Raw genomic sequence first — 13,045 nt, 5'->3', positions numbered from 1 at the left:
TCCTGCAGAGCGCGCAGCGCTACCGCACGAACACACCCGCCTGGCTCGCCAGGTCCAGGAAGTACTGCGGCGCGAGGCCCAGCACGATCGTGACGGCGACGCCCACCGCGATGGTCGTCATGGTCAGCGGCGACGGCACGGCGACGGTCGGCCCGTCCGCCTTCGGCTCGCTGAAGAACATGAGGACGATCACGCGGATGTAGAAGAACGCGGCGATGGCCGACGACACGACACCGACCACGACCAGCGCGCCCGCCCCGCCCTCGGCCGCCGCCTTGAACACGGCGAACTTACCGGCAAAGCCTGAAGTGAGCGGGATACCGGCGAAGGCCAGCAGGAACACCGCGAACACGGCCGCCACCAGCGGGGACCTCCGCCCGAGCCCGGCCCACTTCGACAGGTGCGTCGCCTCGCCGCCCGCGTCCCGGACGAGCGTCACGACGGCGAAGGCGCCGATGGTGACGAACGAGTACGCGCCCAGGTAGAAGAGCACCGACGAGACACCCTCGGGCGTCGTCGCGATGACACCGGCCAGGATGAAGCCGGCGTGCGCGATCGACGAGTACGCGAGGAGCCGCTTGATGTCGGTCTGGGTGATCGCGACGATCGCACCGCCGAGCATCGTGACGATGGCGACGGCCCACATGACCGGCCGCCAGTCCCAGCGCAGCCCCGGCAGGACCACGTACAGCAGCCGCAGCAGCGCGCCGAAGGCGGCCACCTTGGTCGCCGCCGCCATGAAGCCGGTGACGGGCGTCGGGGCGCCCTGGTAGACGTCCGGCGTCCACATGTGGAACGGGACGGCGCCGACCTTGAACAGCAGGCCCATGGTGACCAGCGCGACGCCGATCAGCAGCAGCGCGTCGTTGCCCATGGTGTCGGCGAGCGCCGGGGTGACGTTCGTGACCGAGCCGTCGACGACGCTCGCGATGGTGGCGTACGAGACCGAGCCCGCGTAGCCGTAGAGCAGTGCGATGCCGAACAGGGTGAAGGCGGACGCGAACGCGCCGAGCAGGAAGTACTTGACCGCGGCCTCCTGCGACATGAGCCGGTTGCGGCGGGCCACGGCGCACAGGAGGTAGAGCGGCAGCGAGAAGACTTCCAGGGCGATGAAGAGCGTCAGCAGATCGTTCGCCGACGGGAAGACCAGCATGCCGCCGATCGCGAAGAGCGCGAGCGGGAACACCTCGGTGGTGGTGAACCCGGCCTTTATGGCGGCCTGTTCGCTCTCGCTGCCCGGCACGGACGCGGCCTGCGCGGCGAACGAGTCGACCCGCCTGCCGTGCGCCTCCGGGTCGAGCCGCCGCTCCGCGAAGGTGAAGATCGCGACGAGACCGGCCAGCAGGATGGTCCCCTGGAGGAAGAGCGCGGGCCCGTCGACGGCGATCGCGCCCATGGCCGCGATGTGCGCCTTGGTCGTCCCGTACCCGCCTGCCGCGAGGCCGACGACCGCCGCGAAGGCGGCCGCGAGTGCCACGACCGACAGGAACACCTGCACGTAGTAACGGGACTTACGCGGAACGAAGGCCTCGACCAGGATCCCCAGGACGGCGGCACCGATGACGATCAAGGTCGGGGACAATTGCCCGTATTCGATCTTCGGTGCGTCGATCTTGGAGATCGGATCGGCGGCGGTTGTCCACAGGCTGTGGACGACGGGAGCGCTCACCAGATCACTCATGTGTGAACTCACTTGTGGGCCGCCTCCACTTCCGGCTTCGGGTCCTTCTTCTGGACGTCGGACATGGTGTGCTTGACCGCCGGGTTCACCAGCTCGGTCAGCGGCTTCGGGTAGACACCCAGGAAGATCAGAACGGCGATCAGCGGAACCACGACGGTCAGTTCGCGCGCCTTGAGGTCGACGATGCCCTCGTTCGACGGCTTCACCGGGCCGGTCATGGTGCGCTGGTAGAGCACCAGCGTGTAGAGCGCGGCGAGCACGATGCCGAACGTGGCGATGATGCCGACGACCGGGTAGCGCGTGAACGTGCCGACCAGGACCAGGAATTCACTCACGAAGGGCGCGAGGCCCGGCAGCGAGAGCGTGGCCAGGCCGCCGATCAGGAACGTGCCGGCGAGCACCGGGGCGACCTTCTGCACACCGCCGTAGTCGGCGATGAGCCGCGACCCGCGCCGCGAGATCAGGAAACCGGCGACCAGCATCAACGCGGCCGTGGAAAGACCGTGGTTGACCATGTAGAGCGTCGCGCCGGACTGGCCCTGGCTGGTCATCGCGAAGATGCCCAGGATGATGAAGCCGAAGTGCGAGATCGACGCGTAGGCGACCAGGCGCTTGATGTCGCGCTGGCCGACGGCGAGCAGCGCGCCGTAGACGATGCTGATCAGCGCGAGCGCCAGGATCACCGGCGTCGCCCACTTGCTGGCCTCCGGGAAGAGCTGGAGGCAGAAGCGGAGCATCGCGAAGGTGCCGACCTTGTCGACCACCGCCGTGATCAGCACGGCGACCGGGGCCGTGGCCTCACCCATCGCGTTCGGCAGCCAGGTGTGCAGCGGCCACAGCGGGGCCTTCACCGCGAAGGCGAAGAAGAAGCCGAGGAAGAGCAGCCGCTCGGTGTTGGTCGCCATGTCGAGCGAGCCGTTGGCCCGCGCGGCGGCGATCTCCGAGAGCGAGAAGCTCCCCGCCACCACGTAGAGGCCGATGACCGCGGCCAGCATGATCAGGCCGCCGACCAGGTTGTAGAGGAGGAACTTGACGGCCGCGTACGAGCGTTGGGTCGCCGCCTCCTTCTCGCCGTGCGGGCCCGCTCGGTCCCCGAAGCCACCGATGAGGAAGTACATCGGGATGAGCATGGCCTCGAAGAAGATGTAGAAGAGGAAGACGTCGGTGGCCTCGAAGGAGATGATCACCATCGCCTCGACCAGCAGGATCAGGGCGAAGAAGCCCTGCGTCGGCCGCCACCTCGTGTTACCGGTCTCCAGCGGGTCCGCGTCGTTCCAGCCCGCGAGGATCACGAACGGGATCAGCAGCGCGGTCAGCGCGATGAGCGCCACCCCGATGCCGTCGACCCCCAGCTCGTAGCGGACCCCGAAGTCCTTGATCCACGAGTGGGACTCGGTCAGTTGATAGCGCGCGCCGCCCGGGTCGAAGCGGACCGCGACCACCGCCGCGATCACCAGGGTCGCGAGCGAGAACAGCAGCGCGAGCCACTTGGCCGCGGTGCGCTGCTTCGCCGGTACGGCGGCCGTGGCGATGGCGCCCACGGCCGGCAGTACCGCCGTCGCTGTCAGCAGAGGAAAGGACATCGGTATCAGACCGCCCTCATCAGCAGGGTCGCGGCGACGATGACCGCCGCACCGCCGAACATCGAGACGGCGTACGAGCGCACGTAGCCGTTCTGGAGCTTGCGCAGCCGGCCGGAGAGGCCGCCCACGGAAGCCGCCGTGCCGTTGACCACCCCGTCGACCAGGGTGTGGTCGACGTAGACCAGGGAGCGCGTGAGGTGCTCGCCGCCGCGGACGAGGACGACGTGGTTGAAGTCGTCCTGGAGCAGGTCGCGGCGGGCCGCGCGGGTGAGGAGCGAGCCGCGCGGGGCGACGACCGGGACCTCGCGGCGCCCGTACACGGCCCAGGCGAGACCCACGCCGATCACGAGACAGACCATGGTGGCGCCGGTGACCACGCCCGCGCTGATCGGCGCGTGCCCGTGGTCGTGCCCGGTGACCGGCTCCAGCCAGTTCAGGAAGCGGTCTCCGATGGAGAAGAAGCCACCGGCGAAGACCGAACCGACCGCGAGCACGATCATCGGGATCGTCATCGACGAGGGCGACTCGTGCGGGTGCGGCTCGTGGCCCTCCGCATCCGGCTGCCAGCGCTTCTCGCCGAAGAAGGTCATGATCATCACGCGGGTCATGTAGAACGCGGTGACGGCCGCGCCCAGCAGGGCCACGGAACCGAGGATCCAGCCCTCGGTGCCGCCCTTGGCGAACGCCGCCTCGATGATCTTGTCCTTGGAGAAGAAGCCGGACAGGCCCGGGAAGCCGATGATGGCGAGGTACCCGAGACCGAAGGTCACGAAGGTGACCGGCATGTACTTCCTGAGGGCCCCGTACTTCCTCATGTCCACCTCGTCGTTCATGCCGTGCATGACCGATCCGGCGCCGAGGAAGAGCCCCGCCTTGAAGAAGCCGTGCGTCACCAGGTGCATGATCGCGAAGACGTAGCCGATCGGGCCGAGGCCCGCGGCCAGCACCATGTAGCCGATCTGCGACATCGTCGAGCCGGCCAGCGCCTTCTTGATGTCGTCCTTCGCGCAACCGACGATCGCACCGAACATCAGCGTGACGGCGCCGACGATGGTGACGACGAGCTGGGCGTCCGGGGCGCCGTTGAAGATGGCCCCGGAGCGGACGATCAGGTAGACACCCGCGGTCACCATGGTCGCGGCGTGGATCAGGGCCGAGACCGGGGTCGGGCCCTCCATCGCGTCCCCGAGCCAGGACTGCAGCGGCACCTGGGCCGACTTGCCGCACGCGGCGAGCAGCAGCATCAGGCCGATGGCGGTGAGCTTGCCCTCGCTGGTGTCGCCGACGCTGTCGAGCACCGGCTTGAAGGCGAACGTGCCGAAGGTCGTGAACATCAGCATGATCGCGATGGACAGACCCATGTCACCGACACGGTTGACGAGGAACGCCTTCTTGGCGGCGGTGGCCGCGCTCGGCTTGTGCTGCCAGAAACCGATCAGCAGGTACGAGGCGAGGCCCACGCCCTCCCAGCCGACATACAGGAGGAGGTAGTTGTCGGCGATGACCAGGAGGAGCATCGCCGCGACGAACAGGTTCAGGTAGCCGAAGAAGCGGCGGCGCCGCTCGTCGTGCTCCATGTAGCCGATCGAGTAGATGTGGATCAACGTGCCCACACCGGAGATCAGCAGCACGAACGTCATCGACAGCTGGTCCAGCTGGAAGCCGACGTCGGCCTGGAAGCCCTCGACGGGGATCCAGCTGAACAGGTGCTGGGTGAGCGTGCGCTCCTCCGGCCCCTTGCCGAGCATGTCGGAGAAGAGCACGACGGCGACCACGAAGGAGGCCGCCGCGAGCACGGTGCCGAGCAGATGACCCACCCGGTCCAACGCCCGCCCGCCGCACAGCAGTACGGCCGCTCCGAGCAGTGGCGCTGCGACGAGCAGCGCGATCAAGTTCTCCACGTTATCTCCGACCCCTTACAGCTTCATCAGGCTGGCGTCGTCGACCGAGGCCGAGTGGCGGGACCGGAACAGCGACACGATGATCGCGAGTCCGACCACGACCTCCGCGGCGGCGACGACCATCGTGAAGAAGGCGATGATCTGGCCGTCGAGATTGCCGTGCATCCGGGAGAAGGCGACGAACGCGAGGTTGCACGCGTTCAGCATCAGCTCGATGCACATGAACACGACGATCGCGTTCCGCCTGATGAGCACGCCGACCGCGCCGATCGTGAACAACAGGCAGGCGAGATACAGGTAGTTGACCGGATTCACTTCGACGCCTCCTCGGTCCGCGAGGCCTTCGCGACCTTCGCAGCCTTGTCGAGGTCCGTGCGCTCCAGACGCTCGGCCGAACGCTGCTCGATGGCGCGCAGGTCGTTCATCGCCTCACCGGAGACGTCGCGGATCTGGCCGCGGTCGCGCAGCGTCTTCATGACCGTGAGCTCCGACGGGGTGCCGTCGGGCAGCAGGCCGGCGACGTCCACCGCGTTGTGCCGGGCGTAGACACCCGGGGCGGGCAGCGGCGGGAGGTGCTTGCCCTCGCGCACCCGCTCCTCGGCCAGCTCCCGCTGGGTCTTGGCCCGCTCGGTGCGCTCGCGGTGCGTGAGCACCATGGCGCCGACGGCTGCGGTGATCAGCAGGGCGCCGGTGATCTCGAAGGCGAAGACGTACTTGGTGAAGATGAGGGCGGCGAGGCCCTGCACGTTCCCGTTCGCGTTCGCCGCACCGAGGCCGGTGAACTGCTTCAGTGACGCGTTCGCGATCCCCGCGATCAGCAGGACGCCGAAACCGACACCGCACAGGGCGGCGAGCCAGCGCTGCCCCTTGATGGTCTCCTTCAGGGAGTCCGCCGCGGTGACACCGACGAGCATGACCACGAAGAGGAACAGCATCATGATCGCGCCGGTGTAGACGACGATCTGCACGATGCCCAGGAAGTACGCGCCGTTGGCCAGGTAGAAGACGGCCAGGATGATCATGGTCCCGGCCAGGCACAGGGCGCTGTGCACGGCCTTCTTCATCAGGATCGTGCACAGCGCGCCGATGACGGCTACGGTGCCGAGGACCCAGAACTGGAAGGCCTCACCGGTGGAGGTCGAGTAGGCGGCGAGGGCGCTCATGCGTCGGCCCCCTCTTCCACCGCTGCCGCGGCCTCCCCGGCTGCCGCGGCCTCTGTGGACTTCTCACCCTTGGAGACGGCCACTTGGCGCTCCGTACCGGGCGCGGCCTCGGTCACGAGCCCCCGGTAGTAGTCCTGCTCGTCCATGCCCGGGTAGATGGCGTGCGGGCTGTCGACCATGTTGTCGTCGAGCCCGGCGAGCAGCTGTTCCTTGGTGTAGATCAGGTTCGCCCTGCTGCTGTCCGCGAGCTCGAACTCGTTCGTCATCGTCAACGCGCGTGTGGGGCACGCCTCGATGCACAGGCCGCACAGGATGCAGCGGGCGTAGTTGATCTGGTAGACGCGGCCGTAGCGCTCGCCCGGCGAGTAGCGCTCCTCGTCGGTGTTGTCCGCGCCCTCCACGTAGATGGCGTCCGCCGGGCAGGCCCAGGCGCACAGCTCACAGCCGACGCACTTCTCCAGGCCGTCCGGATGGCGGTTGAGCTGGTGCCTGCCGTGGAAGCGGGGAGCAGTGGTCTTCTGCTGCTCCGGGTACTGCTCGGTGAGCCGCTTCTTGAACATGGCCTTGAAGGTCACGCCGAAGCCGGCGACGGGGTTCATGAACCCCGGCTTGGTGTCCTTCTCGCTGTTCCCGTTCGTCTCGTCAGCCATCGGACGCCTCCTTTCCGTCACGAGAACCGCCAAGTGATTCGTCACTCGCAGTATCGGGGCCACCACTGACAATCAACTCCCGCTCGTGGCGCGGGCGTCGGCGCGGGACGGCCGGCAGGGCCTGTCCGGGCAGCGGTGGCACGGGGAATCCACCGGCCATCGGGTCGAAGGCCGCGGGCCGTTCGGCCGGTTCGGCCTCCTTGCCGCCCCGGTCGCGGAAGATGTCGACGACGAACGACAGCAGCAGGAGCACGAGGATGCCACCGCCGACGTACAGGGCGATGTCGGCGAAGTCGTAGTTCTCGTTGCGCAGCGTGCGCACGGTCGCCACGAGCATCAGCCAGACCACGGAGACCGGGATGAGGACCTTCCAGCCGAGCTTCATCAACTGGTCGTAGCGGACACGGGGAAGCGTGCCGCGCAGCCAGATGAAGAAGAACAGCAGCAGCTGGACCTTGACGACGAACCAGAGCATCGGCCACCAGCCGTGGTTCGCGCCCTCCCAGAACGTGGAGACCGGCCACGGAGCGCGCCACCCGCCGAGGAACAGCGTCACGGACACGGCGGAGACCGTCACCATGTTCACGTACTCGGCGAGCATGAACATCGCGAACTTGATGGAGGAGTACTCGGTGTTGAAGCCGCCGACGAGGTCGCCCTCGGACTCCGGCATGTCGAACGGGGCGCGGTTCGTCTCGCCGACCATCGTCACGATGTAGATCAGGAACGAGACCGGCAGCAGCACGATGTACCAGCGGTCGTGCTGCTGGGCGACGATCTCCGAGGTGGACATCGAGCCCGAGTACAGGAACACCGAGGCGAAGGCGGCGCCCATCGCGATCTCGTACGAGATCATCTGCGCGCAGGACCGCAGGCCGCCGAGGAGCGGGTACGTCGATCCGGACGACCAGCCCGCGAGGACGATGCCGTAGATGCCGACGGAGGCGACCGCGAGGATGTAGAGCATCGCGATCGGCAGGTCGGTGAGCTGCATCGCCGTACGGTGGCCGAAGATCGAGATCTCGTTGCCGGACGGGCCGAACGGGATGACGGCGATCGCCATGAAGGCGGGGATCGCGGCGACGATCGGCGCAAGGATGTAGACCACCTTGTCCGCGCGCTTGACGATCAGGTCTTCCTTGAGCATCAGCTTGATGCCGTCGGCGAGCGACTGGAGCATGCCCCAGGGGCCGTGCCGGTTGGGGCCGATGCGCAACTGCATCCAGGCGACGACCTTGCGCTCCCACACGATGGAGAACAGGACCGTCACCATCAGGAAGGCGAAGCAGAAGACCGCCTTGATGACGACGAGCCACCACGGGTCCGTGCCGAACATCGACAGGTCTTCGGCCGCCACTGGGCTCAGTGCCATGGGGCTCATGACTGCACCTCCGGGGCCTCGGCAACGGCCGGGCCGATCTTCACCAGGTCGCCGGGGACGGCACCGGTGTCCGAAGCGACGCCGCCGCCGTGGGAGTTGAGCGGCAGCCACACGACCCGGTCGGGCATCTCCGTGATCCGCAGCGGGAACCGCACGCTTCCGGCGGGCCCGTCGACCGCCAGCACGTCGCCGTCCTTCACGCCCGCCTCGGCGGCCGTGGCGGCGGACACGCGCGCGTGGGCGGCGTGCCGCGTCCCGGCCAGTGCCTCGTCGCCGTCCTGGAGGCGGCCCTGGTCGAGCAGCAGCCGGTGTCCGGCGAGCACCGCTTCCCCGGAAGCGGGCCGCGGCAGGACGACCCCGGTCTCCAGCGGTTCGGTGGCGTGCGGTCCGTCCCAGTTGCCGAGCCGGTCCAACTCACCGCGTACGGTGCGCAGATCCGGCAGCCCCAGGTGTACGTCCATGGCGTCGGCCAGCATCTGCAGCACGCGCGCGTCCGTCGGGGCGACGCGGCGCGTCATCTGGTCGGGCTTGAGCGCGGCCTCGAACATCCGGGCCCGGCCCTCCCAGTTGAGGAACGTGCCCGCCTTCTCGGCGACCGCGGCCACCGGGAGGACGACGTCGGCGTGCTCGGTGATCTCGCTCGGCCGCTGCTCCAGGGAGACCAGGAACCGGATCTCGTGAAGAGCTTCACGCGCGCGGGCCGGGCTGGGCAGGTCGGCGACCTCGACGCCCGCCACGAGCAGCGCCTGGAGCTCGCCCCGGGCGGCGGCCTCGACCATCTCGCCGGTGTCGCGCCCGTAGCGGTGCGGCAGTTCGGCCACACCCCAGGTGGCGGCGACCTCCTCACGCGCGCGCGGGTCGGTCGCCGGACGGCCGCCCGGCAGCAGCGACGGCAGCGCGCCCGCCTCGACGGCGCCGCGCTCACCGGCCCGGCGCGGGATCCATACCAGCTCGGCGCCGGTCGCGGAGGCCGCCCGGACCGCGGCGGTGAGTCCGCCCGCGACGGCCGCGAGCCGCTCGCCGACGACGATCACGGCGCCTTCGGTGCGCAGCGCCTCCGCGGCCGCGGATCCCCCGGTCTCCAGGCCGACGCCGGACGACAGCGCGTCCAGCCACTCGGTCTCGGTGCCGGGCGCGGCGGGCAGCAGCGTGCCGCCGGCCTTCTCCAGGCCGCGCGTCGCGTGCGTGGCCAGCGAGAACACCTTCTGGCCGTGCTTGCGCCAGGCCTTGCGGAGCTTGAGGAAGACGCCGGGCGCCTCCTCCTCCGACTCGAAGCCGACCAGGAGCACGGCCGGGGCCTGCTCCAGCTTCGTGTACGTGACGCCGCTGCCGTCCAGGTCACGGCCGCGGCCTGCGACACGAGCCGCCAGGAAGTCGGCCTCCTCGCTGCTGTGCACGCGCGCGCGGAAGTCGATGTCGTTCGTGTCGAGGGCCACGCGCGCGAACTTGCTGTACGCGTAGGAGTCCTCGACGGTCAACCGGCCACCGGTGAGAACCCCGGTCCGGCCGCGCGCGGCGAGCAGCCCACGGGCGGCAGCCTCCAGCGCCTCCGGCCAGGATGCGGCCCGCAGTTCACCGGTCTCGGCGTCGCGCACCAAGGGGTTCGTCAACCGATCGGGCTTCTGCGCGTACCGGAAGCCGAAGCGGCCCTTGTCGCAGATCCACTCCTCATTGACCTCGGGGTCGTTGGCCGCGAGGCGGCGCATGACCTTGCCGCGCCGGTGGTCGGTGCGGGTCGCGCAGCCGCCGGCGCAGTGCTCGCACACGCTCGGCGACGACACGAGGTCGAAGGGCCGCGAGCGGAAGCGATACGCCGCCGAGGTCAGCGCGCCCACCGGGCAGATCTGGATGGTGTTTCCGGAGAAGTACGACTCGAACGGGTCGCCCTCGCCGGTGCCGACCTGCTGAAGGGCGCCCCGCTCGATGAGCTCGATCATCGGGTCGCCCGCGACCTGGTTGGAGAACCGGGTGCAGCGGGCGCACAGCACGCATCGCTCGCGGTCGAGCAGCACCTGCGTGGAGATCGGGACCGGCTTCTCGTACGTCCGCTTCCTGCCCTCGAAGCGGGAGTCGGCCTGGCCGTGCGACATGGCCTGGTTCTGCAACGGGCACTCGCCGCCCTTGTCGCAGACCGGGCAGTCGAGGGGGTGGTTGATGAGCAGCAGCTCCATGACCCCCTTCTGCGCCTTCTCGGCGACCGGGGAGGAGAGCTGGCTCTTGACGACCATGCCGTCGGTGCAGGTGATGGTGCAGGACGCCATCGGCTTGCGCTGGCCCTCCACCTCCACGATGCACTGGCGGCAGGCACCGGCCGGGTCGAGCAGCGGGTGGTCGCAGAAGCGCGGGATCTCGATGCCGAGCATCTCGGCGGCGCGGATGACCAGGGTTCCCTTGGGGACGCTGATCTCGATGCCGTCGATGGTGAGCGACACGAGGTCTTCCGGCGGAACCGCCGCCTCGCCGCCCCCGGAGGGAGCGCTGGTGGTCACAGTCATGCGTTCACCTCCGTGCGGTGCTGGTCGGTCCGGTCGGCCCAGAGAGTCGAGCGGGCCGGGTCGAAGGGGCAGCCCTTGCCCGTGATGTGCTGCTCGTACTCGTCGCGGAAGTACTTGAGCGAGGAGAAGATCGGCGAGGCGGCGCCGTCACCGAGGGCGCAGAACGACTTGCCGTTGATGTTGTCGGCGATGTCGTTGAGCTTGTCGAGGTCGTCCATCGAGCCCTTGCCGGCCTCGATGTCACGGAGCAACTGCACGAGCCAGTACGTGCCTTCGCGGCACGGCGTGCACTTGCCGCAGGACTCGTGGGCGTAGAACTCGGTCCACCGCGTGACGGCGCGTACGACGCAGGTGGTCTCGTCGAAGCACTGCAGGGCCTTGGTGCCGAGCATCGAGCCGGCGGCGCCGACGCCCTCGTAGTCCAGCGGGACGTCGAGGTGCTCGTCGGTGAACATCGGCGTCGAACTGCCGCCCGGCGTCCAGAACTTGAGGCGGTGGCCCGGCCGCATCCCGCCGCTCATGTCGAGGAGCTGGCGCAGGGTGATGCCGAGCGGGGCCTCGTACTGGCCCGGCGAGGCGACGTGGCCGCTGAGCGAGTACAGCGTGAAGCCCGGGGACTTCTCGCTGCCCATCGACTTGAACCATTCCTTCCCGCGATTCACGATCGCGGGAACCGACGCGATGGACTCGACGTTGTTCACCACAGTGGGGCACGCGTAGAGGCCGGCGACGGCAGGGAAAGGGGGACGGAGTCGCGGCTGACCACGGCGGCCTTCGAGCGAGTCCAGGAGCGCGGTCTCCTCACCACAGATGTACGCGCCTGCGCCGGCGTGCACGGTGAGTTCAAGGTTGAGACCGGAGCCCAGGATGTTCTGCCCGAGATACCCCGCGGCGTAGGCCTCGCGCACGGCCTCGTGCAACCGCCGCAGTACGGGGACCACTTCACCGCGCAGATAGATGAACGCATGCTCCGAACGGATCGCGTAACACGCGATCACAATGCCCTCGATGAGGCTATGCGGATTGGCGAACAGGAGCGGGATGTCCTTGCAGGTCCCCGGCTCCGACTCGTCGGCGTTGACAACAAGATAGTGAGGCTTGCCGTCTCCCTGCGGGATGAACTGCCACTTCATCCCGGTGGGGAATCCGGCGCCACCACGCCCGCGGAGGCCCGAGTCCTTCACATAGGCGATGAGATCGTCCGGCGACATGGCGAGGGCCTTGCGCAGTCCCTCGTACCCCTCGTGCCGGCGGTACACATCCAAAGACCAGGACTTGTCCTCGTCCCAGAAGGCTGACAGGACCGGAGCGAGCAGCTTCTCCGGGCTGGTGTCGTTGTCGCTGACTTCGGCGGCCAAGGTCATCACTCCCCCTCCTCGGCGGTCGGACCCGCTGGGTGCTCGGGGTCGGAGGCCGATGTGTCCTGCGGCGCGTCGTGAGAACTCAAGTGCTCGGTGGGTGACGGGTCGTGCGGCGCCTCGCCGTCGCGGACCGCGGCCCGCGGGTGGACCACGCGCGCGGGCGGCGTCTCGCCCTTGGCCAGGCGGAGCCCGATCAGGGAGGCCGGTCCCGCTCCCCCGCTCGCCTCGACGGCGCCCTCGCGCTCGTCGGGGAAGCCCGCCAGGATGCGCGCTGTCTCCTTGAAGGTGCACAGCGGGGCGCCACGCGTGGGTGACACCTGCGCTCCCGCGCGCAGGTCGTCGACGAGACGCTTGGCCGATTCGGGCGTCTGGTTGTCGAAGAACTCCCAGTTGACCATCACTACGGGAGCGAAATCACAAGCGGCGTTGCACTCGATGTGCTCCAGCGTGATCTTGCCGTCGTCGGTCGTCCCGTTGTTGCCGACGCCGAGGTGCTCCTGGAGCGACTCGAAGATGGCGTCGCCGCCCATCACCGCGCACAGCGTGTTCGTGCAGACGCCGACCTGGTAGTCACCGCTGGGCCTGCGGCGGTACATCGTGTAGAAGGTCGCGACGGCCGTGACCTCCGCCGTGGTCAGGCCCAGCACGTCCGCGCAGAACTGCATGCCGGTCCGCGTGACGTGCCCCTCCTCCGACTGCACGAGGTGAAGCAGCGGCAGAAGTGCCGAACGGGATTCGGGATAGCGGGAGATGACCTCCCGCGCGTCCGCCTCCAGGCGGGCTCGGACGTCGTCCGGGTAGCCGGGGGCGGGCAGCTCGGGCATGCCCAG

General features: G+C 68.8%; 10 protein-coding genes. All 10 read right to left on the bottom strand.

Going from position 1 to position 13,045, the window contains the following annotated elements; genetic code table 11:
• Positions 1-19: 19 nt before the first annotated feature.
• The 10 genes from nuoN to nuoE are packed head-to-tail and all read right to left on the bottom strand — an operon-like array spanning position 20 to position 13,039.
• Positions 20-1,669 carry an NADH-quinone oxidoreductase subunit NuoN gene (gene nuoN, locus J3486_RS27170; RefSeq protein WP_207825242.1) on the bottom strand — a complete coding sequence of 550 codons (1,650 nt, stop codon included), beginning with the start codon at positions 1,667-1,669 and terminating at the stop codon, positions 20-22.
• Positions 1,670-1,689: 20 nt separating this feature from the next.
• Positions 1,690-3,264 carry an NADH-quinone oxidoreductase subunit M gene (locus J3486_RS27165; protein WP_207824798.1) on the bottom strand — a complete coding sequence of 525 codons (1,575 nt, stop codon included), beginning with the start codon at positions 3,262-3,264 and terminating at the stop codon, positions 1,690-1,692.
• A 5-nt stretch (positions 3,265-3,269) separates the two neighbouring features.
• Positions 3,270-5,165 (bottom strand): NADH-quinone oxidoreductase subunit L, encoded by a 1,896-nt coding sequence (gene nuoL, locus J3486_RS27160; protein ID WP_207824797.1) that lies wholly within the window; start codon positions 5,163-5,165, stop codon positions 3,270-3,272.
• A 15-nt stretch (positions 5,166-5,180) separates the two neighbouring features.
• Positions 5,181-5,480 (bottom strand): NADH-quinone oxidoreductase subunit NuoK, encoded by a 300-nt coding sequence (nuoK, locus tag J3486_RS27155; RefSeq protein ID WP_207824796.1) that lies wholly within the window; start codon positions 5,478-5,480, stop codon positions 5,181-5,183.
• Positions 5,477-6,328 (bottom strand): NADH-quinone oxidoreductase subunit J, encoded by an 852-nt coding sequence (locus tag J3486_RS27150; RefSeq protein ID WP_207824795.1) that lies wholly within the window; start codon positions 6,326-6,328, stop codon positions 5,477-5,479. The genes nuoK and J3486_RS27150 overlap by 4 nt, the downstream gene beginning before the upstream one ends.
• On the bottom strand, positions 6,325-6,978 hold the full coding sequence (gene nuoI / locus J3486_RS27145) for an NADH-quinone oxidoreductase subunit NuoI (RefSeq protein ID WP_207824793.1): 654 nt from the start codon (positions 6,976-6,978) through the stop codon (positions 6,325-6,327). The genes J3486_RS27150 and nuoI overlap by 4 nt, the downstream gene beginning before the upstream one ends.
• Positions 6,971-8,344: an NADH-quinone oxidoreductase subunit NuoH gene (gene nuoH, locus J3486_RS27140; protein WP_207825241.1), complete on the bottom strand. Its 1,374-nt coding sequence runs from the start codon at positions 8,342-8,344 to the stop codon at positions 6,971-6,973. Before nuoH ends, nuoI begins: the two co-directional genes overlap by 8 nt.
• Before the next feature lie 11 nt (positions 8,345-8,355).
• Complete coding sequence (locus J3486_RS27135; RefSeq protein ID WP_207824791.1) at positions 8,356-10,854, bottom strand: NADH-quinone oxidoreductase subunit G; 2,499 nt, start codon at positions 10,852-10,854, stop codon at positions 8,356-8,358.
• Positions 10,851-12,218, bottom strand: coding sequence for an NADH-quinone oxidoreductase subunit NuoF (gene nuoF / locus J3486_RS27130; RefSeq protein WP_207824789.1), 1,368 nt, complete (start codon positions 12,216-12,218; stop codon positions 10,851-10,853). Before nuoF ends, J3486_RS27135 begins: the two co-directional genes overlap by 4 nt.
• A complete protein-coding gene (nuoE, locus tag J3486_RS27125) occupies positions 12,218-13,039 on the bottom strand; it encodes an NADH-quinone oxidoreductase subunit NuoE (RefSeq protein WP_207824787.1) in 822 nt (273 codons plus the stop codon). Before nuoE ends, nuoF begins: the two co-directional genes overlap by 1 nt.
• Between the last annotated feature and the right edge of the window lie 6 nt (positions 13,040-13,045).

It is taken from the genome of Streptomyces sp. VRA16 Mangrove soil (genome assembly GCF_017377775.1).
Classification (GTDB): domain Bacteria; phylum Actinomycetota; class Actinomycetes; order Streptomycetales; family Streptomycetaceae; genus Streptomyces.
This window is presented reverse-complemented; position numbering and strand designations above follow the sequence as displayed.

Coding starts and splice junctions, on each gene's coding strand:
- J3486_RS27165 (WP_207824798.1), bottom strand. CDS start 3,264: ATGTCCTTTCCTCTGCTGACAGCGACGGCGGTACTGCCGGCCGTGGGC.
- J3486_RS27150 (WP_207824795.1), bottom strand. CDS start 6,328: ATGAGCGCCCTCGCCGCCTACTCGACCTCCACCGGTGAGGCCTTCCAG.
- nuoI (WP_207824793.1), bottom strand. CDS start 6,978: ATGGCTGACGAGACGAACGGGAACAGCGAGAAGGACACCAAGCCGGGG.
- J3486_RS27135 (WP_207824791.1), bottom strand. CDS start 10,854: ATGACTGTGACCACCAGCGCTCCCTCCGGGGGCGGCGAGGCGGCGGTT.
- nuoF (WP_207824789.1), bottom strand. CDS start 12,218: ATGACCTTGGCCGCCGAAGTCAGCGACAACGACACCAGCCCGGAGAAG.
- nuoE (WP_207824787.1), bottom strand. CDS start 13,039: ATGCCCGAGCTGCCCGCCCCCGGCTACCCGGACGACGTCCGAGCCCGC.